We start from the raw sequence: 24,540 nt of genomic DNA, 5'->3' as shown, positions 1-24,540 counted from the left end.
ACCCTCCACGCGACGTCAAATCGTGGATGCCGTTAAGCCTATTGGGGAACATAAGCACAACGCATGAAGGCAATCGGCTACGCGATCGGTTGCCTTTGTGCTCGTTGAAGTAACTGAGCCTTTTTGTTAAAGAAGAAGGGAATAATGACTAAAGCGAATAAGGTGTATGACACRGTACAGAACAGATAAAAATCTAATCAYACCAAGTGATTAAATTGATAATCTAACATTTGTACAAATACGATGTAATCTACATTTACTAATTTCACAATAAATACTTGTATTTGTGCGCATTCTTATGGATTGTGACACAATTTATCAGGGTCAAAGATTAGGGGGCTGTCTAAAAAGTCCCTAAAATAAAAAGTTGGGCGGATTAACGTAATGTTATCCGTCCAACTTTTTTTGTGCGAGTGTATTTGCAGAAAGGGAGCGAGGAGGATGCCTGCCACCTTCAAGAGATTGTGCGCCAAAGCCACAATCCCAAATTCCGTGTGAACCTTGTCTAGTCCTCGTAAGGAGAACCGACGGAACGAGCGATTGCCCTTGATGTGACCAAATGCGCTCTCTACCTCGATCTTGCGTCGAGCATAAATAGCAGATTTTTCGTCATCCTCAAGGGCTTTTTTGGCCTTTGCTTTTAACTCTTCCCAAATTGTATTCCAGTGAACCTGGCGATTCCCCTTTGCTTTGCTACATGCGGGCTTGAAGGGGCAGTTGCTACAATCTTCACATTCATACAGCTTAAAGCTTTGCTCCAAACCAGATGCATTCTTTTTCGTTTGGTATTTCTGAAAGCGAACGTAGCGGCCATTCGGGCATACAAAGCGGTCATCCTCTTCCTCGTATGTCCAGTTCGAGGCGTGCCGGATATCCTTTTGGTAACGCCCCGTTTTTTCTTTCAAATAGTTGCCATAAGGAATGAGAAAATCAAAGCGTTGCTCTTTTTCTTCCCCCATCGCATACAAGTAGTTCTCTTCGCCGCCATAGCCTGCATCCGCAATTATGGTTTTAGGCATGGGCAAAGAAGACGCCGCCAATTTCTCCATATGCGGAATGAAGCAGCGCGTATCCGTAGGTCGTTGATGAATACTGTAAAATAATATGAATTGGTTTTCTGTCGCCATTTGCACATTGTAGCCCGGTTTCAGTTGACCGTTTTTCATGTGGTCTTCCTTCATCCGCATAAACGTGGCATCTGGATCAGTTTTGGAATAGCTATTGCGATCGCCAAAGCAGGCCTTCTGATGGTCATACTTAGCGAGCCTTGGAAGAAAGTCCTCCCGAATTTGTTTCAGTGGCTGTTTCCAGGCACTCCGAGCTCGACGTAAGGCTTTTCGCGTTTCACTGTCGTTCGTCTGAGCCATTTGCTCTGTTAACGCTTCAACCTTCTCTTCCAACACCGCTGCTGTTTCCACAAGCTTTGCAGGAAGTTCATTTGGATCTGTAGCGGCGTATTCGCTAGCTTCTTGCTGCGTGAGGGTATGAATATGAGCAAGGGTCTCTTGTACCTTTTCCTTCAGCTTGATCTCGAAGCGCAGCGTAGATTTTTTCCACACAAACGAATACTTGTTAGCATCGGCTTCGATCTTTGTGCCGTCAAGAAAATAGTGTTCCATCGTGATGTACTTGTCCACAATAAGCTTTTGGATCATCGTTTCAAACAGCTCGTCCATGAACGCTTTCATGCGTACACCTCGGAAGTCGTTCAAAGTACGAAAGTCTGGCTGCTGCATTGCAGTCAACCACATGGCGGGGATATTTTCTTGCAGGAGCTTTTCAATTCCACGGCAGGAGTAGATCTTTTGCGAGTAACCGTAGAGAATCGCTTTAAGCATCATTTTGGGATGGTAGGCGCTGCGACCTCCGCCAGTGTAGTGGGCAAACAGCTGCTGGTCAGGAATCGCTTCCACCATCTCATCGATAACGCGCGCCACATGATGAGCAGGAATATACATCTCCAAATCCAGAATCATCTGGACTTGTTTATTTTCGTAAGACTTAAAGGTAGGGGAAAGTTCTCGTTTGGTACGTGTCTTTTCTTCTATTTCTCCTAGAAGAAGTACCTGTTGCATGGTATACTGTTCCGTAGTAGTCGTCAGATTACGCAAAATAAATCGTCCTTTCTTGAGTGGGTGTGTGGTAACTTCCATTTTACAAGAAAAGACGATTTTTTTGTGTTTTTTCATACAACGAACAAGGGGCGTACCAGAAGTCAGTTTTTACTGACTTTCTGGACAGCCCCTTTTTGTCGTTTTGATCTAAATATCAAACTTGAATTGTTATCGAGATATTGATTTATAGGGAACGACGATGGTGCCGAGAAAGGTTCGCTAGTCTGTTTTGTGAATTCTGGGCTTTTTTTCAACTATCCGAAAAAAGAAGAAGAATCTGCATTTCCGCTGATTTACGCACTGTCGCCTACCCAATAATATGGGGTTCATAGGGTGTTGCAAAATTTCGAAAACGTTACTAGAAGGGTTTTCATGTGAAGAAGAAAACTCACTTTCTTCTATACCGGCGCCTCCCGGCCAAATCTCTATGCTTACATAAAACTCGCTCATCGGGATGAAAAATTTGCGTAGCATAACCTGAGCCGCCGACGACATGGGATGAGCTGTACACGACCGCTAAGAAGCTAAAGGAGCTTTATCCGGACAGATCATGGCAGTCACCTTGCCCATTCTCGTCGTTTACCCGTTTATCCGAAAGCATTATGTGAACGGTGTGTTGATCGGATCGGTTAAGGGATAGCTACACCTTATGAAAGGAGGTGGTTCGATTCGAAATGTTGGGATTGAAACCAAGTATCTAATTGGGGAGAATCGATAAGCTAAAATGTAAACGCATTCAAAACTGAACCGCGATGGTGTGGATCAGGATGGGGAGGTGGAAGAAAGACTAAGCAAGTGTTGAGATCACACGATTGCAAAAAATTCATAAGCTGGAGGCGAAACAAATTGATTACATACAAAAAGCAACGCACAATAGCAATAACCCTTGTATACGTAATGGTATTGGGCTTGTTTCTGAACTTATTTCCAATTCAAACGGCATTTGGCGCGGGCAGCAATCCGGTTATGGGGCCGGAGCTGCTTGTGAACCCCAGCTTCGAGGAAATGTCGGGCAGTATGCCGACAGGCTGGAGGATATTTGAAAATAAACCCGATCTGACAGTCGAGCCCGTTACGAACGAAGCGGCGGACGGGACTCGCAGCATCAAGCTTACGGACAACGCGACAGCCGCAACGGCAGGGGTCCAGAGCAGTCGGATCGCTTATTCCCCGGGGACTTCCTATACGGCAACCGTTAAGGTTAAGGTCATTTCAGGTTCAGCTACAATGCTGATCCGCTATTATGATGTCGACAACAAATCTACGCAAAAGGTTGCGTCTGCGAACGTCAAACCAGACTGGCAGACGATTACGATCACCGATATGCCTCCGCCAAGTACGGTTGGTCTGGAACTGATCGTCGTCATTCCTAGCTCGGTAACCAACGGTGTCGTCTATGTGGATGCCGCTTCACTGAAAACGACGGAGCTGCTGACGAATCCGAGCTTTGAAGCGGTGACGGGAACCCGGCCGACCGGCTGGACGGCTGTTGACCACGGAACGGCATCCAGCATTGCAACGGTGACGGGCTCCGTTTACAGCCACGGCAAAAGTTCGATACACATTGTCGAAGAATCCGCTACGGCCGCCTATAGCGTGAAAAGTCCGGCTACACCTGTCGTATCCGGTAAATCGTATACGGCCGCTGTAAATGCGAATGCAGTGGCGGGCGGCGGTAGCCTGATCCTGCACTTCCTGGGCTCATCAGCCCAGCAATTTATGGAAGCGCAAACAACAGGAGCGAGCGGATGGGAAACATTGACCCTTACATCTGAGCTTCCGGCAGGAACGACCCACGTGCTGGTGGAATTGTCTTCTTCAGGCACGGGCACGGCTGATCTTTATTTCGATCAGGCGACGCTCACGGCCGCGGATGGGAGTCCCGGACCGACCCCAACCGTGACGCCGACCGCAACACCGACAAGCACGCCGCCACCAACCGGTTCGCTTGTATGGCCATCTGAGCTTGATCCGGGGCAATCACGGCATTTTCAGCCTATAGACCATCTTGTCACGACGCAGAATCCTCCTGATTTCGGATGGCCAGTAGTTCCAGGCGCCGACGTCTACGAATTGCAAGTGGCGACCGACAGCGGTTTCCAAAATGTTCCCTACCAGAAAAACGATATTGCGATCAACTTCTATAATTTCCCTAACACCTTTGTGGGAGGTCAATCGTACTTTTGGAGGGTAAGATTTCAAAAAACGGCGGGATGGTCGGATTGGAGCGATGTCCGCAAGTTACGCATCGACGCAGATAACGTGCCTTTCCTGGTTCCGTCTGTATCCGAGCTCATCGCAAACGTACCAGCCTCACATCCTCGCGTATTGACTACTCCGGATACGTTAAGCGATTTTCGAGCCAGGAAAGATGGAGCCGGCAAGAAAACATTTGATTTTATCAAATCCTTGATTAATGTGAATGATCATACGTTGCCAGGCGAGCCATCGCTTGATAAACCGGGCAGAATTCTAGATCAAACCACAGCAGTTACGACTCCTATGGTCAACGCGGCCTTCCTTTATTTGGTTACCGGTGATCCTGCATATGGAAATTTTGCCAAAGAGCGGCTCTTGCACATCTCCACTTGGAGAACGAAAGAAGGTCCTACCCAGTATCACAACAATAACGGAGGAAATGACCAAGTTCATCGGGATATCGTGTTGAAGAGTTCAATTGCTTACGACTGGATCTACGATCTCCTCAGCACGGAGGAAAAGGAAACGGCATTAACGATGATGCTGGACCGGGCTCAGACGATTGCAGACGATGTCTTGTACGATACTATGCCGATCACAAGTAATCCTTACGATTCGCACGGCTGGACGGTAAACGGCTATCTGGGCATCATCGCGATCTCCTTGCTGCACGAGAACGTCAGCATTAATGGCACTGTCGTTTCGCAGAAAGCACAGGAATGGTTCAATACGATCGTGCCGGCTTATATCAATCTGGCGCCGGTATGGGGCGGCGAAGACGGCGGCTGGGGGAATGGGGAAGGTTACTGGCAATGGTCCTCCATATTCGGAAAACATTTCATAGATACTCTATATGCAGCAACGGGCTTTAATCTTTATCAAAAAGCTTACTTCCGCAACGAGTCCTGGTACCCTATGTATATGATTCCTGTCGGTCAGCAAAACGGCGCATTCGGAAACGGTAACGACGGCATCCAAATAGGGCAAGTTACGACCAATGTATTACGCAACGCGCAAATGCAACAGGATGAGGTCATGCAGTGGTACTCGCAGCGTTATAATTACGATTACGGCGATTACAAAACTTATTTGTATGAAGATGAAAACTTGCCTGCGCGTCCTCCGGTAGAAATGCCGTCAGCCAAATACTTTGAGCAAATCGGAACGGTCGCCATGCACTCTAACTTGCTTGATCCAAAGCGGGTTTCCCTTTATTTCAAATCCAGTCCTTTCGGCAGCTACAATCATAGCCAAGCGGATCAGAACAGCTTGATCATCAAAGCCTTCGGCGAGGACCTAACCGTTGACGGCGGGTTCTATGACGATTACAACACCGCGCATTACCAGCAATATGCCAAGCAGACTTTTGCCCATAATGCGATTACGTATGACGGCAAAAAAGGACAGAACATTTTCGATATGAAAGCTTCCGGTCAGATTACGGGCTTCGCGACGACCGAAGATTTCGACGCAGCGGTCGGCGACGCTACAACGGCTTACAATACCAATCCGGGCAAAATCGGCCTTGATCTTGCTCAGCGTAGTATTATCTACGTGAAGCCGGGCGCCTTCGTAGTCGTCGATAATTTGAACGCCCGGGAGTCGGGCGGTTCCAGCTTTGAATATTGGCTGCATGCCGACAAAAGCTTAAGCCTGAATGAAGCGCATAGCAGCGCGACGATTGTCAAAAATCAGGCTGCATTGAAAGTTAACCTTTATTATCCGGGATTAATAGAAATCCCAGTTACCGATCAGTATATCGAAGAAGATGGAGAACAACATCTGCCCGGCGCCACATATACGGGAATAAGAAGGCAACACGGCGGATTTAAAACTCCAAAAACGGAAGAAGCGACAATCGTTTCCACCTACGTTCCATACGAAGTCGGTTCCACGCCGCAGAACATCGTTTCCGAGGATCACGGCACATACCGGAAGCTCCATTTCTCCGATGGAACGGATGTTTATGTACGTACAGCTCTAAGCGGCGTCGTAGACACCGGCAGCATTCAGTTCGAAGGCATCGCGGCTTCAGTCAAAGGAGATTCCGTTCTGTTGGTAGGCGGTACCCGATTGGACATCAATGGAGTGACACGGATTATCAGCACGCAACCGGCCACGGTCGCTCTTTCGGGAGATGAGCTGTCCATTACAGGCACGAAGGACTACCAAGTTAGCCTGCATACATCCGGCGTTATGACGGTGCTTGACGAGAAGTACCGCAGCTTGCCGAAGGGCGGCAATGTAACCGAAGCTGTTTATTCCCGGGGGGTTCATTGGGATACCGACGGCGGCACGTTAATCATGAATGTTGAACCAGGTCAACGCAAGCTTCTGTTAAGCAATGTTCCGGCTCCTGCTCCGCAAGCGCCTGTAGCTTTCCCTGTTGAGATTGACGGCGTTCCGTCGACGGTAACTCTGTCCGCTTACAGCGACGGGCACGGCGGCACAAGCACCTGGGGAAGATTATCCAACGCAGCCGGGCTTTACGAGGTGCTCGAAGCGCCTCCCGGATTCATTTTCGAGGGAAGCGGCAGCGTAAAGCCGGCGATGTTTATTGACGCAAATAGCAAAATCATAGTGCCTAACACGACGGGAACTCTTAAGCTGCGCAGCGCAGGCTCGGGTGCAGCGACACCGGTAGAGCAGTCGGCGGAGTTTGACGCTGTCAAGGCGGAGTTGGACATTTTTGCGGAAGCCGAAAGCTTCACAAGTGCAGATACCGGAATATCTACTTATAACACGCGCGCTTTTCTCTCGGGCGGTGTAGGCGTCACCGGCTGGAACAATCCCGGTCAAACGATTACTTGGCAGTTGAATGTCCCTGAAGCCGGGTATTATGATGTCGCCATGAAATATGTGGCGGGCTGGGAGCTAACGGATGGTAATCCGAAGCGCTTGATTCAGCTGGGCTCCGAGATTCATTCGGCGGTAATACCCAAGACGCTGAGATGGGGGAGCCTCCCGGAGGAATGGAGTGCGGCGACCGTCCACACAAACACATACCTGCCTGCGGGAACGGCTACTCTTAAAATGTGGAATGTTGTTGGGGCTTCGAATATCGACTGGGTTGGACTCAAACAAGTAGAATCGGCTTCGGAGCCGTCCGTCAAGCTGACACCAAGCGCAAGCTCGGTCAGCAAAGGGCAAACCTTCGACGTTCAATTAAAGCTTGACCAAGTAGAAGCAGCAGCCGGCGTGGACCTTACGTTCACTTATGATCCATCCAAATTCACTTATAACGAATATGTGAAAGATTACGCACAGCAAGCGGTTATCGTTACGAATGATGCAGCGGCCGGCAAGCTGCGTATATTGGCAGGGCGAATCGGAAGCGGAACGCTGCCGACGGATTCCCCTTTCCTGACCTTAAAGTTTCAGGTCAAGATTGATGCGCCCACAGGTGCAGCGAGCTTCACGAGCTCGGCCGTATCGGTTTCCTCGGAGGCTGGCGTACTCACCGCGCTCGCGGCAAGCTCGGCTCAAGTGAACATTTCCACTAAAGATGCGCTCGGCACACTGATCACGCAAGCGGAATCGACTCGCGATCAGGCTGTCGAAGGAACGACAAACGGTACCTTCTTTAGTGCTATGCTTGCTGGTCTGAAGGCAACGCTGACAACGGCCATTGAAGCTGCCAAGGCTGTGTTCAATCAGGCTGACGCGACTGAGGAGCAGGTGCAGACGGCGCAAGAAGAACTGACCGCAGCTATCGCCGAGTTCGAATCGCACCGAATTACGGCAACGATAGGCGACACAAACAACGACCAGCTCTTTAATATCGCCGATTTCGTTAACATAGCGCTCCACTATGGAAAAGACACGACTAGCTCCGATTGGGCAACAGCGAAGAAAGCCGATATTAATGACGACGGTATTGTCGATATCGAAGACCTGGCATTTATCGCGAGCCGGATTATCGGGTAACGCACTCGCAAGGATAACGCCCCTTTGCTGACGCGAGGGGGCGCTTCTCCATTCTAAAAAATCAGGTATCACAAATAGCCTATGTAAAAGCTAGGGTCGAAGAGGGCAGAGTCGCTTGAAACTGCAGACTGCCACGCCATGAGGATGAAATAATCAATACTGGTGACAGCCTTCCTAGTTTAAGAGGGGCAATATTTGAATTAAAGTCTCAGCAGTTAGGAGTAAAAAGGTGAGGGGGGCGGATCAGGAGATCGCTATGTGACAAAATAGTCGACAAAAGAATTACATGATTGTGACACAACCGTCGGATGACAAAAACTTTATCTCATTAATTCTGTGATAATCGCGGCTTTTTTTTCTATGAGAAATGCTCTTGTCAAAAGTCAATTACATGCACATTAACCTTTTCCTGATTTTGACTAGAACATAAACTCATTCCTGAAAGCATACATACGGATGTTAAGGGATAGGGATGGCTGTGGCAAAAACAAGACTTTAGAGGTTAAACGTTGTCAGAGGACAAAAACAACATGAAAATACATATAGATACAGTGAAAGAGTGGCCTAGAATGAGGTACCATAGTTAATAAAAAGAAACGGGTGAACAGTAATGTCACGCGTTTCTTCTATTGTACGCCGAGTATGGGCTTCATCTCTAGCGTGAAAGTCCCGAACGGGGCTGGCAAACGGCTACCGTTAGCCAAAAGGAAGGATGTCTGTCGCGAAGCGAAATTTGAAGGAAGCGGAGGCAAATGCACGAACCAAGATACACAAACAGGTTTATGATTTCATTTACTGAATCTGATTTAGAAAGCCTGTTTAATATCCATCGACAATCGGTAAGTTTCACTGGTCGTCAGCATGGCTTTAAGACATGGTACTGATTCCCCGAGCCAAGTGCCATTATTTTGCACCAGTTATGTATTTACGAAGGTCGTCAATTTTCTTAAAATGGGAGTATTATCGAAATTCGTAAATAAGACGGTTAATGGACTGTCTCGCAATTCGATTTAAGATCTCATTTTAAGATCAAGATCCAGAATCAGAGACATTTGAAGACGAAAGACAGTTTGAAGATAATTCAATGCAGGCAAGACCGTCCGATAACACCATATTCACGCTTCGGGCTGACGCCCTCATCCGGCAGAGTGATTTCGGGGAAGCGTGGCAGCCGGACAACCCACGAGGCTAAGTCTGAAGACCCGTTCCTTACGGTCACTTAAGCCTCTCGGGCTCATGAATACCAGAACGATAGCCGAATGAAGTTCTTCTTTTAGGAGGAGTATATGACATTAGAAAAAGTTATAAATAAAATTGCAATACAAAGTGAATATAAGGAATTTGTTGATAAGTATATAGATAATATACTTACTGAATTTAAAGGTAAGATTCATAGCATTTATATGTGTGGCTCGATTCCAAAAGGAACTGCTATACCTTTCAAGTCAGATGCAGACTTTACTATTGTATGTGTAAATCCCAAAGATATTGATTATAAAAAATTGACAAATATTAAAGATAGGCTTTTGGAAGAATATCCAGTAGTAACTAAGATTGATACGATAATTTGCTCGATTGACGATGTATTAAGTAAACCATATGAGTGGGGTTTTTGGGTTAAGATAATTTGTGTTTGCGTATATGGTCATGACGCTGGTGAAAAAGTACCACCTATAATTATTTCTCCAGAGTTCATTTTAGCCTTAAATACAGAGACCAAGGAGGAAGTAGATCGTATACATAGTTTACTTTCTAATGCTAGTGATAACACAATGAAAACTAGATATATTAAAGGTTACTCTAAGAGATTAATTCGTGCATTATACTCTTTGGTTTTAGAAGATACAGGTGTATGGCAAGATGACATTATTAAGATGAAGAATGCCATATTAGACTATTGTGAGATTGACTCGGCTTTAGTTGATTATCTGTATGCTTGTTACTTAGATAGTAATGTACTTGTTGAAGAGTTTCTGGGAATTGCAGATGAAGTATTTAGCTATTTTGAGAACGCCTTAAATGCAATGGCTGCTTCCAGAACTTCCTTAGGCTAACACCATATTGACGCTCTAGCTTTTGACATCGGAGGGGCTCTTGGCTATGAAAGCGTTCGACAATCCGAGCAGTCAATATGAAAGTACGACAGGATGTTGATCGGGATGTAAGAAGATTTATTACTTTGAAACAAATTATTTGGCCATCGAGCACGAAGCGGCACCTAGCCCTTTTGTATTAAGGCAAAAGTGCCGTATTTCATTTTTCATTTAATGAGATTGAGGAGTTTCAGAGAAACGTTCATTTTCTTGTCTTTTATAGATATAAATTCTTGTCGACCGACAGATGACCAAGGACAAGAGTATGAGCCGTTTAATTACCGCGTAAATCGCGGTTTTTTTATTTTATCGGTACACATTTTTTGTCAAAATGGATTGTCAAGAATATTGGCCTATAGCCGATTGGGTCCAATAATATGTGCCTATTTCCGATGTAAAAATATCGAGAGCCTGGCTAGGCACAATAGCTTAAAAGAGGAGGAGGGGATCGTACCAAATATCATTAACTAAATCAGAAACGGTGGACATATAAAGATTCGCCGTTACGACTCGGACTTTCCTTGAAAGAACTCGCCAATGAGAGTCGGATCCGCTAGGAAGGAATTGCTTATTGTGATAACCCATATGACGTTTTTGCGGCATTCCTAGATGACCTATAACCAGCAGTTGTGATCCCCGTATTCTACTACCCAATGCCACAGTGTTGAAAAGCCAACTAAAAGATTGATTCAAAGCCCATGTTTGATTAAACTCCAGATGCATTCGAACCTGTCTTCGTAATCGGGTAAATTCCAGGATTCTTTGAAAGACGGTAGGCTAAACACCGCAAACGCAGATAGGATCGCCTCTGCCCGTTCTAGGTTGGGATCGTGATAATCCATCAATCCATCAATAATTTGGTAGGAGTCCCATAGTACGTCGCGTAATACCTGTGGATTGCTATCAACGTATTGTGTATTCAATGCGAACATTTGTGGATTCTCGTTATACGCTCGCTTTTTAGCGTTAGCAAATGCCCAGAGCCAATCGTGGAGCAAGTCTTGTGCATTGCTCAAATTAGTCATATCTAATTTAATTTGTTCTGAAATCATCCGGTTAAACCAGCTCTTAGATACTGCTGCCCAGAGCTCCTGCTTGTTTTTAAAGTGTTTATAAAGCGCTGCGTGGGTGATATTTAATTCATCCGCAATTTGAGAGAGTGTCACTTCAGATTTTTCCGTGCGTTCAATTAACGTTTCTGCTGTTTCAATAATGAGCTCTTGTGTGATTTTGGCCATGAAATTTGGCAGGTGAATATAGGGATTTTCAAGCAAATCATTTGCCTTCAAGCATCCGCGTAACACCGTGCTGCCAACCCTTCTCTCTGATAGAAATTTTTTAATAACTGCTTGTACATTTACTTATATGTTAGCACAATAACGGGATAGTAACAATTATTGACTTTTGTAACCAACGCCATTATGCTTATTAGGCGAGTTACAAAATCAAATAAATGTTACTTGATTAATATTCAGTGCATAGGAGGCCATTAATTATGAAAGCAGCACAGATTACCAAATATTCAAAAAAGTTCATAGTCGAAATTAATGATATTCCAGTCCCAGAAATAAATGATAACGAAGTCTTGGTTAAGGTGAGAGCGGCGGCGGTTAATCATTTAGAATTACTCATCGGTACCGGGAGCGTGAAGCTGATTCAGGATTATGAGTTCCCATTGACACTCGGAAACGAATTGACGGGTGTTATTGAGAAAGTCGGAAAGAAGGTCCAGGGTTTCATCGTTGGGGATGCCATTTATTCACGTCTGCCTTTACAAAAAATTGGTGCTTTTGCGGAATATGCGGCAATTAATGTGGATGCTATCGGACATTTACCCTCTAATCTTGATTTTGTAACTGGGGCTGCTGCACCATTAACCGGTTTGACTGCCTATCAAGGTTTGCATGAAGAATTAGCAGCAAAATCTGGCGAAACTGTGTTTATCCCCGGGGGTTCTGGGTCATTTGGCCAAATGGCAATTCCTATCGCCAGAAGCATGGGGCTCGAGGTCATCGTCAGTGGAAATCCGCAAGCGCGTGAACGGACTATGGCGGCTGGAGCAAATCGATACATTGATTACACGACTGAGAACTATTGGGAACAGCTTAGTGATGTTGATTATGTGATTGATACCTTGGGACCAAGCGAATTTAATCATGAACTTTCAATTATTAAAGCAGGAGGTCGCCTTCTTTCTCTGCGAACCGGTCCTAACAAACGGTTTGCCCAAAATCTAGGCTTGTCAGGTTGGAAACAAAAGCTCTTCACCATCGCTGGGGCTAAGTATGATTACAAAGCGAAGAAAAAGAATGTTCAATATCATTTCATTTTTGTTCGCAGTGATGGTGAACAATTAAAGAAAATCACCAAAATTATTGAAGATAACGGAATTGTACCAGCGGTGGACCCGACAGAATTCCACATTGAAGATATTAATGAAGCACTGAAGCTTGTTGCTACAGGTCATCCTAAAGGAAAAGTCATTATACAATTTTAAGGAGAGCCCCCGATGAAGGCTATACAAATTTCTAGATATTCTAGAATACTTGAAGTGAACATCAACTCAGTTGACGTTCCATTAATCACATCAACTCAGGTTCTGATCAAGACTAAGGCAACCGGTGTTGATCCACACCTTGTCTTGGCGATTAGAGGAAAAGTTTAGTAGTTTGATCATTATAACTTTCCATTGACTCTAGGCAACGAGTTGGCTGGAGTTGTGGTTGAAGTCGGCACCGGTGTCCAAGATTTTAAGATAGGTGATCTCGTGTACACCATGCCACCGCTAGATACTATGGGAGCGTTCGCTGAATATGTTGCAGTAGATGCATCTATTGTGGCCAAAATGCCAACTAATCTTTTATTTAAAGAAGCAGCTGCCGTACCATTATCTGCTTTGACGATCATCCAGGCACTCGATATTTTAGATGCTCAACAATGCAGTAAATTATTAATCTCTGGAGGTACAGGTGGCTTTGGACAGATAGCAATACCTTACGCGAAGTCACAAGGACTGTTCGTAACCGTTAGTGGTAGTGGATCAGCGCGTGCTTTGGCCAACCGACTCGGGGCTGACGAGTTTATCGATTATGAAACACAGGACTATACTGACATACTGGGAGACTATGATTATGTTATTGATACCCGAGTCGTCAGTGAAATTAGTAAGATTGCGACGGGCCATTGTCAAGGGGAAGTCATATTGAAAGTAGATGATGAAGAATGAAGTTGAATAATAGAACGATATTGTTGACAGGCGGAACGTCTGGAATTGGCTTTGCATTTGCCAAACGTTTTCTTGAAATGGGAAACACAGTGATCATCACGGGGCGCTCACAACAACGCATTGATCAAGCAGTAAAGAACAATCCGGGGCTCATTGGGATGATAGCTGATATTAGTGATCCTATGAGCGTTGAGCAGCTTGCCAAAGAGCTAGCTAAACACTTTCCGCAACTTGATATTGTTTTCAATAATGCTGGATTTATACACGAGTTTGACTTATTTGATGAAAATATCACCTATGAGTATCTTACTGAAGAAATCAACACAAACTTGAATGGTACAATATATGTGACCAAGGCTTTGTTGCCACTGCTAGCCAAACAAAGAGAGGCAATGATTGTTAATGTTACTTCACTACTTGCAAATATTACAGTTGCCAACGCACCGACGTATTCTGCAACGAAGGCTGGCATACACATGTTCAACGATGCATTACGTGAGCAAATCCGTTACAAAGGAAAAAATATTCATGTGATGGAGCTTTGTCCACCAGTAATTTCTGAAACCAATCTCACGGACACATATGATGAAGGATTTCTGAATAAATTGATTTCTTTACCTTTAACAAAGCTTGTTAATGTTGGTATTAAAGGAATGTTGAGAAATAAACTGCGCGTGAACGCAGGTTTTACCAGAGTTATGCGCTTTGCAGTGAAGTTCGCACCCGATCTTATCACGCATACTTGGGGGCAAATGATTCTTAAGCAAGTTAATACGAAGAAAGCTCATCCTTAGATCTCCCTTAACGGATTGCCGTCATTTTTCATTCTTTACTGATCGTTCTCAATATGTTATATTGAGTATGCGAGGAGGGAATGGAATGGCAAGAAGCAAAGAGTTTGAGGAAAACGTAGTATTGGATAAGGCTATGAAGCTCTTTTGGGAACAAGGATATGAGAAGACATCCTTAACTGATCTGGTGGAACATATGGGGATACATCGTAGAAGTTTGTATGACACGTTTGGCGACAAGCATACGCTCTTTCTTAAAGCAATGGATCGTTTTCGTGCTAAAATTAATACGGAGCTTACAGGGGTAGTTAAACGCTCCGAGACTGCCGAGGAAGCTCTTCAGATGATTATTAGCTTCATGATATATGGTGAAGAAGCCTCACCTTCAGGTTGTCTAATGGTGAATTCGGCGGTGGAATTAGCAATGCGTGATGCCGAAGTAGATTCCAAGTCCACTGAATCGTTTACACTATCCGAGCAAATGTTTAAGGATATTATATTGTGGGGACAGAGGAATGGAGAATTCACTGCAGCTTACAATGCCGAAGAGCTAGCGGAGCAAATGCATGCAGTATGTGTTGGATTGAGGGTAATGACAAGAACCTCCATTGCCAAAGAAAAACTATACCGAACAGCCAATTTATCCATAAAGCTTTTGAAGAAATAGTTTGATAAATTGAGTATGATTGTTCTGTTCTTCATTAAATAATTTAAAGCCGTGTTGTGAATCTTACTCATAAGAGAACAACATTCTTTATATATTTTAGAATGATCGTTCTCGTATGGTGAGTTAACAAAGTTCTCTTCATGAATTAAATATTCTTATGCCTATTATAGAACGATCGTTCTCTTATTTTTAAATTTCCCTCCACCTAATATTTATAAATTCAATACTTGCGTATTTTTTAGAGGAAAAACATTGTTGTACTCAATCACATAATAAAAGGAGCAACCTAAAATGAAAATTTCTGAACAAATCGCTTTTGTAACCGGTGCGAACAGAGGCCTTGGCCGAGAACTCACGCTTGAACTTCTATCCAGAGGGGCTAAGGTTTATGCTGGAGCAAGAAATCCAGAGACCATTGATATTCCCGGTGTAATACCTGTGAAGCTTGATATTACGAATCCTCAAGAGGTAGCTTCAGCCGCTAAGATTGCTAAGGACATTACCCTTTTAATCAACAATGCAGGGTCTTCTACTGGCGCTTCCTTGATTGACGGTGAACTTGACCAAATTCAATTGGAGTTTAACACGCATTTCTTTGGCACACTTTCTATGGTTCGCACTTTTGCACCGGTCCTAGCAAACAATGGTGGCGGCTCGATTCTTAATATTCTTTCTGTATTATCATGGTTTAGTTCGGGAACTGTTGGGGGATATTCTGCTGCAAAGGCAGCTGAGTGGGCATTGACGAACGATCTACGTTTAAATCTATATCCTCAAAATGTAAGAGTAGCTGGATTGCATGTGGGTTATATGGAGACAGATATGACATCCGGATTAGAAGTTCCCAAGTCCAACCCTACAGACATCGCAAAAATTGCTATCGATGGTATAGAATCCGACAGCTTTGAGATTGTTGCGGACGATACGAGCCGTTACATCCAAAGTACTCTTGCCGGTGGTGTATCTGCGATTTATCCTCAACTATCCTAATACAAATATTAATAATGTAATTCGACCAAGTTATAAAACCAATACGAAACAATAATCACCATACTACTAGTAACGAATATAAAAGAGGAGTGTTTAAAATGAATAACTTATGGAGCAAAACAAAAATTGGAAATTTGGAATTACCTCATCGTTTAGCAATGGCACCAATGACACGTAGTAGATCAAATGAAGATGGTACACCGGGAGAATTAACAGCCCTTTACTATGCTCAACGGGGGTCAATGGGACTCATTATTACAGAGGGTACACAACCTTCTGATGATGGTCAAGGGTACTTATGGTCACCTGGAATATATACGGATCAGCATATTGATGGATGGAAAAAGGTTACCGATGCCGTGCATGAAGCAGGTGGGTCTATGTATATCCAATTAATGCATGCCGGTCGCATGTCTCACCCAGACAATACTCCACATCATCGTCAGTCTGTTGCACCCTCTGCGATCGCGCCAGGAGCTCAAATATTTACTGCTAAAGGTATGCAGGATATCCCCGTTCCGCGTGAGTTAAGTAGAGAAGATATCCAAACGACAGTTGCCGATTTCCGTAAAGCAGCAGCTGCGGCTATTAAAGCAGGCGCAGATGGCGTTGAAATTCATGGAGCTAATGGTTATTTGATTAATCAATTTATTGGAGAGAATTCAAATACACGGACAGATGAATATGGGGGATCTATAGAAAATCGTACTCGCTTCGCAATTGAAGTTACGAAAGCCATCGTCGAAGAAATTGGAGCAGAAAGAACAGGTTTCAGGATCTCGCCAGGAACACCTCTTGGTGGGATACAAGATGGTGAACAAGGTCCTGAACTTTATCGTTATCTTGTGAAAGAATTAGCTAAGTTGGATTTGGCTTATCTCCATATCATGCATCTAGGGAACGAGGAGCTGCTCCAAGACATTCGCTCAATCTGGAACAATCCTTTGTTAGTTAATCGTGCTGGACGAGCTCTAGAAGATTTAAGTATCGATCTCGATAATGGACTGGCTGATATGGTTACCGTCGGTGCATGGTCATTAGCTAATCCGGATTTAGTTGAACGACTTAAATTAGGAGCTCCATTGAATGAAGCAGATCCTTCAACATTCTTCGGGGTCGGAAGCAAGGGTTATACGGATTATCCTACGTTGAAAGAATTGGAATCGCAAAAAAGCGAGGGATAGGCTGAAATAAAAAATCAATTTTAAACAGACATGAAGGGGTACAACTAAAAATTGTACCCCTTGAATTCACATGCAAATCATCTGTCGGACGACAAGAACTTCTATAAAAAGCCTTTGAACGCCTTAAATAAATCGTAACTTTTCAAGAAGCCGTTCTATAAGCTGAGCATATTCACCGCGGCTTAACAATTGTCGTGGTTGAATGTGTTTAGCACCATTGCCAACGTTACGTCAGAAATGCCAATGCTATATGCAAGAAAAATATTCAAAGAAAATAATATTGAAGCGGTTGATCATTAAAAGATCAACCGTTTTGTTTTATAATAAGATATAAGAAAGGTAAGAGAGTATTAATCGGTACATATTCTTGTCATTAATCGGAACACATTCTTGACATCTGACAATAAACTTAGATAGATAAAGGCTTAAATCACTTTTACCGACATATGTACAAAATACGAGTTTTGTGCAAAAGTATTACTCTAATGCCCAATACTTCCAAAATCGTTGTCTATTTCAACTTACTTATGTTTTGGTTACTCGACATCTGGTTTTCGTTATAACAGTTTTCTAAATGAGTAACAAAATTTTTCATAACTCATCTGCTGATAAAACTTATGCGCGTTACTATTATTAAATGCTGAATCTAAGGCCACGACCTTACATTCTTTTTCTTTTCCCAATTGATGCACGTATTCAAGTAGTCTTGCTCCGTATCCTTTTGAACGTACTGATGATTTGGTTACCAAATCATAAACAAAAACATGTTTCCCATAATAAAAATTGGTTCTGAAAATAATGCCTGTTACTCCTACAATTTCATTATTAGCATAAATCGCTATCAGTTGATAACCTTCACTTGCCATTGTTTTTACCGTTTCAATGAACAGCTCCAAAGTCAAATTCGTACGAAGCTCATTCATTACGGGAAATGCTTCTTTCCATTGTTCTTCTGTGACTAAATGTTTGATCATCATGTCTACCTCCTTTTAGAATCCTCGTGGACGATTGCAACACGTACGATAAGCGTTAACGTTTCTCAAAAAAATATCCGAGCGGGATTGAACTATTTTTAATTTATACCTCCCTGATAATTATCTGAACGCTTATAAGACAATTAACGACCACATTCTGTGACATCATCCCATTCATCCTTTTAACTCCTTTATTTCCTGATTCCCGTTTCGGTAAGATTCACCTTAACAATCAAGCCTACGTTCAATGCTTGATATTGTAGTTTCCATTCTTCCTCATTCCATTTTCGTGTTTTACTCCTTACGAAATCCCCTATACCGAGCGGGTCGATTCCTTCTTTTATAAATATTTTTATGAGATCCATTCCATCTTTTTCAATATCCTTCTCGAAACGCTCCTTAATTCTCCGCTGCTCTTTCGTTGGATATTGGACTCCCATTGAATCAAGAATTTCACCATTGATGGTAAGATATATCGTCACTTTTGGACTTTTCGCATCTTTACTGACTCGATAATTTACTTTTGAACCAAAATTCACCATCGCAATGTAAGATCCACTGTCTAGTTTTGCTTCAAGAGTGCCGTGGTCCACATTTTTCAGAAGAAATTTCATGACTCGCATTTGTTTTTCGTTCAGCGACCTAACATACTTGTCATCTTTAAATAAAGCTACACCGGAAATAATAATTTGATCCTTCTCCAAAGTAAGGAAAGGCAAATAAGGGTCCATTCCTTTGGCCAATAAGGAGTACTCGAACTCGTGAAGATTTTGTATGGGAACAAGCCCGTTCCGAACACTCGTATCAAGTAAATTAAACAAGAACATCCCTTTTTCTTCATTTGAACTGAAATTAGCTTGTAACATCTCCTTTGCTCTTCCATCTACAACGGCCAAATACTTCTTTCTTGAAGCTTGAGCTTCACGAAGTGTTACATCCAATACTTCTGACAAACCTTTCGCTGCCATTTCTTTACCAAATAACTCCACAGAAAATTTCCCCGTAATAATGGGTCTGTCTATTTGCATCTCCATTAATTTTATGATGTTTCTACTTGTGTGGCCAACCTTTGAGTACCACATATTTGATACGTCACCCGGTTTACCCGCTTGAAATCTTGGCGTCGTAATTGTAAGCTCGATTAGATCGTTTGGTGCATTATCGTAGGCGCAAGTAGTAGGTAAAGTAACTTTTTCTAAAATTTGCTGCTTGACACACCCTGTTAATAGGAAGCAGGTAACCAATACCAAATGAAATAATCGATTCATACCGTTCTTCTCACTTTCACTCTGACAATGTCGATTATATAAATAAATGGAATATACGCATAAATCAAGTAAAATCCGAACTTGGATAACATTGTTTGAACAGCTTCGATACTATTATGTCCGGGAATCAGACATACTGCGGTAAAAACTAGAATTAATATGATCGGCAGGACTGTTAATGTTTCACTTTGAATATAATTCTGAACATTCGACTTGAAGCCCATAGACTGAAGCATATGATCGGAATGACCCATAATATCTGTGAAACAGCTCCGATAAATTCGAATCGGTCAATAAAAGGAAACTGAATAAATTTGTATTTGGTTAATTGCGGCCATATCTCATTTGATAATTGTTCGGGTTTGAACAACAACAATGATATGATGACAGTTAAAAGGTAATATCCCGTTGTAAATCCATTTGCGATATGGGCCCATTTTTGAGATTTTTTTGGATTTTTAATAAAAGTGTAACAGAAAAAGAGCGTTTCCACGCCTAAATAGGGAAATGTAAAATCCATACTTGCTTTGATGATGTCTTTCATCGAATGATCAAAAACGGGGAACAAATTGTTAATATGAAAATAATTCGCTGTGAAAATCAAGGAAATTAATGTAAGGTTTCGTAGTAAGCTAAACAAACAAATGCCCACGATAACTCGAAAACCGCCTGCGACGATATAATAAACAAGTAGGAGCAACACGAATGCCAACGGCCATGTTTGAAGATCTGGAAAAAGCCATACTTGTATAATTTCTATGAATAGCCGTAATTGAAAACTTGCTTTGATTAGGAAGTAAACGATAAAGATAAAGTTAAGCCCTCCTCCCGCCAATTTCCCGAAAAACTTATGATGAATATGTACAAGATCCGTCTCATTACGGTTGAGAACTTGATAAATCATCCAAATAACGACGTGGAAAAGGAGACCGCATAGGATGACCGAGATCCAAGTATCTTGGCCAACCAATAGAATAGGTTTGGTCGTCATATTGAGATACTCGGGTCCAAACTGCATCGTTAAAATCAATATGAAAACGAGATAAGGCGAGATGGTGAAACGCGGATATTCTGTTGACTTCATCAAGTATCACTCCCAAATCTGCCTCATTCGTCTATGTCTCTTTTTTTGTTAGCGTTTTTCCTATCGAATCTCACGGGGGTTGGCGATCTGAGAAAGCTAAATCTATGATGAAATTTGGAATATGGGGGACGAATTACTGTATCATATAAATCTGAAGTTCGGAAAGGATAAAAAGGAACAAGGTAAGGCATCCCTAGTGAAGTTAATCGCAACAGGTGCGCTACCAAGGCAAGAGTGCAGATAACGATACCTAATAACCCCCATAATTGCGCTGCGAAAATAAATGGAAAACGTAGAACACGTATCGTTGAGCTCATTCGGAAAACAGGTGTTGTGAAAGATGCCAACGCCGATAATGCTACAATGATCAACAAAAAATTGCTTGTGAGCGCGGCTTCAACGGCTGCCGTACCGAGCACGATACCACCAACGATTCCAATCGTTTGTCCGATTTTTGTGGGCAGTCTGGCGCCCGCCTCTCTTAACAATTCGATGACAAGCTCCATAATGAGCACTTCCACCACCGGAGGAAAAGGTACATTAATCCTCGAAGATACGATCGTGGGCAAAAAAACATTGGAAATGGCTTGACCGTGATAGGTCATAACAGCTACATATAATGGTGTCGCAAAGACAGAAAACAGTACAGAAAAAATGCGAATCATCCGCAGAATCGAACCAATGATCCATGACATGTAATAATCTTCAAAAGTAATGAAAAATGAACCCAGGTTGACTGGCGCAAAAAGCGCAATCGGGGTCCCGTCCATCAAAACGCATAATTGTCCGGATGATAAAGCCCATGCAACGTAATCTGGCCTTTCGGTGCCGACCATTTGAGGAAAGATGGTATTCGAATTATCTTCAATCATTTGTTGAAGTATGGTAATACTCGTAATTTGATCGAATTGCACATCCTCTAGTCGCTGAATGCATGTATTCAAATATTGTTCGTTCATTAATCCTTCTATGTAACAAATGGCAACTCTCGCCTTGGATATACTTCCTAGTGTGAGCTCTTTGATGCGTAACTCGGGATAAGGAACTCGCATGCGAATTAAGTTAAGATTGATGTCTAATGATTCCACAAAGGCTGCTTTCGGTCCTTCCACGGTGAATTCGATTTCAGGCATTGTTACATTGCGACCAATGGATGCAGCCGCATTAACCAAAATAAAATGGCTTTGATGGCCATATTGTATAGCGACATATCCTCGTAATAATTTTTTTTGAATAAGATCCCAATCAATTGATATTTCTTTTTCCGGTATGGGGATTAGGTGGTACAAATCCTCGAAGGGTATACTCGAATTGTTGCGCAAGAAGCCCAAAATATGCTCGTTTAAGATTTTGGGCTCTGTGAGAGATTTAAAATAACTGATGAAAAGAGACACATTTTTCGATTGATGTTCGTAATAAACGAAATCTGATGATTCACTAAACTCCTTCCATAACTGAGGGACTGAACTCAATCTAATCACTCTTTTCTTTTTATTTTAATTTCTAAATTTCTCAAATTCATTGTCTCACTTCAAGCGGATATTTATTCAAACGGCGCATATACCAATTCATAGCCATACCCTTTGCCGGCCTCGATAGAAACCATAATCGTCCCACTAAAAAAGACCAGCCCATTTGGGCTAGCCTTTAATCACCATGCATGAATTTATGAAAGTTTTTTTCCAGCGGCATATTCGGCAGAAATCTTCTTAAATACCTCATAGCTGCGTTTGCCGCAATCTGAAATCGCAATCGGATGAAATCCGGTCACTTCCGCGTATAGCGTATCATGAAGCGGTTTGACCCACTCTGCCGGAAGCTTATCAGCCCCGAGCTTCGCACCCATAATCGAGCCCACGGTAGCTCCATTGCAATCGGTATCCCAACCGCCTAACACGGCTGTCGTAATAGCCAGTTCAAAATCGTACCTACCGAAAACGAGCGATGCCGCTACCAAAGCTGCGTTATTGTTCGTATGGACACTGTGGTAGTGTTTGAATGCTTCCCAGATCCGATCGACTAAATCCAACTGATCCACAGCTGTATGCGCAATGGCTATAGCTTTGCGGATATCATGAGCCAATCGACAATCTCTCGGAATTTCGCTAAGTCCAATTTCTACGATACGTTCATTATCGGTTTCGTTAAAAGCAGCTGCGATCATTGAAGCAACAAACATCTCACCATAAATACCGTTCTTAACATGGGAAAAAGAAGCATCCCGCCAAGCAAATTCCGCTGCCAGCTCTGGATTACCCGCCGCGCCGTAAGCAAAGCCATCGGCTCTGATTTGAGCCCCAATCCACTCCCGATATGGATTTAACCAGGTTCTTACCCATTCACTCTTCTGTGCCCAGTCCTCCGTTTTTTCACCTTGCATATGGGAAGTTACTTGAGCGAAATTCAAATATGCCTGTGTCTCCGCTGTACACACTTGCTGATAGCTTAGATACTTATGCCAAAGCTTGCCAATATCCCAAGAATCAAAATCCAATCCTTTTTCCTCCAGCAGAATTAAACCTAACACGGTATACCGAATATCATCATCGGATTCCATATACTGAATCCGCTCTTTCCAGCTCTTCTGGCACCAGTCGTTCACTTTCAAATCGTACTCAGCAGACGCCCGTGAACTCCCAGGGGTATATCCGCGGATAGGCCAAGCATCTGCCCCTTTGAACCAGAGCTCAATATTTTTCCAACCCGCTCTTCCTCCGCTTCCCTCCATGAAATGACGGTTTTCAAGCGGTTTCCCCAACGCACATCCTATACTTCGGCCAAGCCACGCACCTTGAAATTGATTAAGCCATTCCGTTTCAGATTTATCTACCGTTAGTTGTCGTGGACCTTCCGGCCTCTCTGCAAGAATACCCGGTAAATCTGAGGGCTCTATGTAAGGGAAGTCTGCACGAATATCAAGCGACTTTAACTGCTGATAAACCGCCATCAACTTCGTTTCATCATCACCAGCTGCGATCCACTTGTCTTGAAATCCGCTTACATCGCAGCCCTCTTCTCCCCTTTGTATCATTTCCAAATAGACAATATCCTTCAATCGCTCCCAGCCAGCCATCGTAAAACCACCTTTACTATCAGACTTTAAGCTGATTATACGAATTTGGCTTTACTGAATCTTCTCAATTTCCTTCATATTTCTCAAAATAATTGCTTAACACCAAATTGTTTGCGATACTCTTGAGGCGACATGCCGACTGCAGCGTTAAAGGCTCGATAGAACGACGCCAAGCTCTGAAAGCCGCTGGAAAAACTTATGTCTGCGATACTATCGAGCTCCGTGACAAGTTGTTTCTTAGCTTCGCTAATGCGCAGCTGTGTCATATAAGCAATAAAGCTGATGCCTGTTTGCTCCCTAAAAAAGCGGCTTGTCCGCGCTGTGCTCCAACCTAAATGCTCGGCAACATCGGTAAGTTGTATAGAATCTTGAATCCGTTCTTTCATAAAAAGCATCATTTCTTTGATCTCATTCTTGGAATTGGACATTTTCATCCATTGCTCTTTGCTAAATGCACCCCTGTAATGGCGAAGCAAGATAACACCAAGCTCTAGCAATTTGCAGCGTGTAATGGTTAGATAGCCCTCCGACTTAGCATTAAGCTCTTCATAAATCTGTTGAATAAGTAACCCAATTTGCTCGGCAAGCGGTGTTCCAGCTGCAATATGATTCTCAAATCTCTCCGATCGATAGGCAAATGGCAGCAATAATTTTTCGTCTTCTTCAAGGAAGAGACTTTGATCAAAATTCAAAAAAATATATTGGCTTGGATTATGCTGCGCAGATTGAGCAATATGAAGCTCCGTATTATTGACAATAAAGACATCACCTTCGCGAACCTCATAAAGCTTATTTTCAAAAATGAATTGCCCTCTTCCTCCCCGGCAATAGCCAATTTCCAAGCTGGAATGGAAATGAAGAGGCTGTGGATATGGTTTGGGACACCAAAGATACGCATTAATTGGAATCAGATTGTCATATTCTATCTTCAGCTTCATTTGGTTTCCTTC

The 24,540-nt window shown here is 43.2% G+C and carries 17 protein-coding genes; 9 read left to right on the top strand and 8 right to left on the bottom strand.

Going from position 1 to position 24,540, the window contains the following annotated elements; translation table 11 throughout:
* Positions 1–296: 296 nt before the first annotated feature.
* Complete coding sequence (locus AB4Z29_RS04845; protein ID WP_441941959.1) at positions 297–2,111, bottom strand: IS1182 family transposase; 1,815 nt, start codon at positions 2,109–2,111, stop codon at positions 297–299.
* A gap of 849 nt (positions 2,112–2,960) precedes the next feature.
* Between AB4Z29_RS04845 and AB4Z29_RS04840 the strand changes: the two genes are divergently transcribed.
* The gene (locus AB4Z29_RS04840) at positions 2,961–8,240 is read left to right on the top strand and encodes a DUF4962 domain-containing protein (protein WP_441941958.1); all 5,280 of its coding nucleotides are present in this window, start codon (positions 2,961–2,963) and stop codon (positions 8,238–8,240) included.
* A 1,286-nt stretch (positions 8,241–9,526) separates the two neighbouring features.
* Positions 9,527–10,294 carry a nucleotidyltransferase gene (locus AB4Z29_RS04835; RefSeq protein WP_441941957.1) on the top strand — a complete coding sequence of 256 codons (768 nt, stop codon included), beginning with the start codon at positions 9,527–9,529 and terminating at the stop codon, positions 10,292–10,294.
* 728 nt (positions 10,295–11,022) lie between these two features.
* Here the strand turns inward: AB4Z29_RS04835 and AB4Z29_RS04830 are convergent.
* The gene (locus AB4Z29_RS04830; protein WP_441941956.1) at positions 11,023–11,622 is read right to left on the bottom strand and encodes a TetR/AcrR family transcriptional regulator; all 600 of its coding nucleotides are present in this window, start codon (positions 11,620–11,622) and stop codon (positions 11,023–11,025) included.
* 206 nt (positions 11,623–11,828) lie between these two features.
* Here AB4Z29_RS04830 and AB4Z29_RS04825 point away from each other — a divergent pair, with 206 nt between their 5' ends.
* The 7 genes from AB4Z29_RS04825 (at position 11,829) to AB4Z29_RS04795 (ending at position 17,191) form a co-directional block, all read left to right on the top strand.
* Positions 11,829–12,830 carry an NADP-dependent oxidoreductase gene (locus tag AB4Z29_RS04825; RefSeq protein WP_441941955.1) on the top strand — a complete coding sequence of 334 codons (1,002 nt, stop codon included), beginning with the start codon at positions 11,829–11,831 and terminating at the stop codon, positions 12,828–12,830.
* 12 nt (positions 12,831–12,842) lie between these two features.
* Positions 12,843–12,998 (top strand): hypothetical protein, encoded by a 156-nt coding sequence (locus tag AB4Z29_RS04820; protein WP_441941954.1) that lies wholly within the window; start codon positions 12,843–12,845, stop codon positions 12,996–12,998.
* Positions 12,999–13,022: 24 nt separating this feature from the next.
* Positions 13,023–13,559, top strand: a complete 537-nt coding sequence (locus AB4Z29_RS04815; protein ID WP_441941953.1) for an alcohol dehydrogenase catalytic domain-containing protein — start codon at positions 13,023–13,025, stop codon at positions 13,557–13,559.
* Positions 13,556–14,353 (top strand): SDR family oxidoreductase, encoded by a 798-nt coding sequence (locus AB4Z29_RS04810; protein WP_441941952.1) that lies wholly within the window; start codon positions 13,556–13,558, stop codon positions 14,351–14,353. Before AB4Z29_RS04815 ends, AB4Z29_RS04810 begins: the two co-directional genes overlap by 4 nt.
* Positions 14,354–14,438: 85 nt before the next feature.
* Positions 14,439–15,017 carry a TetR/AcrR family transcriptional regulator gene (locus AB4Z29_RS04805; protein ID WP_441941951.1) on the top strand — a complete coding sequence of 193 codons (579 nt, stop codon included), beginning with the start codon at positions 14,439–14,441 and terminating at the stop codon, positions 15,015–15,017.
* Positions 15,018–15,308: 291 nt separating this feature from the next.
* Complete coding sequence (locus AB4Z29_RS04800) at positions 15,309–16,007, top strand: SDR family oxidoreductase (protein WP_441941950.1); 699 nt, start codon at positions 15,309–15,311, stop codon at positions 16,005–16,007.
* A gap of 98 nt (positions 16,008–16,105) precedes the next feature.
* Entirely contained in the window at positions 16,106–17,191 is a 1,086-nt protein-coding gene (locus AB4Z29_RS04795) for an alkene reductase (protein ID WP_441941949.1), read from the top strand.
* A gap of 557 nt (positions 17,192–17,748) precedes the next feature.
* Here the strand turns inward: AB4Z29_RS04795 and AB4Z29_RS04790 are convergent.
* The 6 genes from AB4Z29_RS04790 to AB4Z29_RS04765 form a co-directional block, all read right to left on the bottom strand.
* Positions 17,749–18,168 carry a GNAT family N-acetyltransferase gene (locus tag AB4Z29_RS04790; protein ID WP_441941948.1) on the bottom strand — a complete coding sequence of 140 codons (420 nt, stop codon included), beginning with the start codon at positions 18,166–18,168 and terminating at the stop codon, positions 17,749–17,751.
* A gap of 188 nt (positions 18,169–18,356) precedes the next feature.
* Positions 18,357–19,433, bottom strand: coding sequence for a Ger(x)C family spore germination protein (locus AB4Z29_RS04785; RefSeq protein WP_441941947.1), 1,077 nt, complete (start codon positions 19,431–19,433; stop codon positions 18,357–18,359).
* 175 nt (positions 19,434–19,608) lie between these two features.
* Positions 19,609–20,517 carry a GerAB/ArcD/ProY family transporter gene (locus AB4Z29_RS04780; RefSeq protein WP_441941946.1) on the bottom strand — a complete coding sequence of 303 codons (909 nt, stop codon included), beginning with the start codon at positions 20,515–20,517 and terminating at the stop codon, positions 19,609–19,611.
* A 23-nt stretch (positions 20,518–20,540) separates the two neighbouring features.
* On the bottom strand, positions 20,541–21,989 hold the full coding sequence (locus tag AB4Z29_RS04775) for a spore germination protein (protein ID WP_441941945.1): 1,449 nt from the start codon (positions 21,987–21,989) through the stop codon (positions 20,541–20,543).
* A 194-nt stretch (positions 21,990–22,183) separates the two neighbouring features.
* Complete coding sequence (locus tag AB4Z29_RS04770) at positions 22,184–23,590, bottom strand: ADP-ribosylglycohydrolase family protein (RefSeq protein ID WP_441941944.1); 1,407 nt, start codon at positions 23,588–23,590, stop codon at positions 22,184–22,186.
* 83 nt (positions 23,591–23,673) lie between these two features.
* On the bottom strand, positions 23,674–24,528 hold the full coding sequence (locus tag AB4Z29_RS04765) for a helix-turn-helix domain-containing protein (protein WP_441941943.1): 855 nt from the start codon (positions 24,526–24,528) through the stop codon (positions 23,674–23,676).
* Positions 24,529–24,540: the final 12 nt, after the last annotated feature.

Origin of the sequence: Paenibacillus sp. 2TAB23, from assembly GCF_052115165.1 — a bacterium.
Lineage (GTDB): Bacteria > Bacillota > Bacilli > Paenibacillales > Paenibacillaceae > Pristimantibacillus.
The sequence above is the reverse complement of the archived record's forward strand: the minus strand, read 5'-3'. Positions and strand labels throughout refer to the sequence as shown.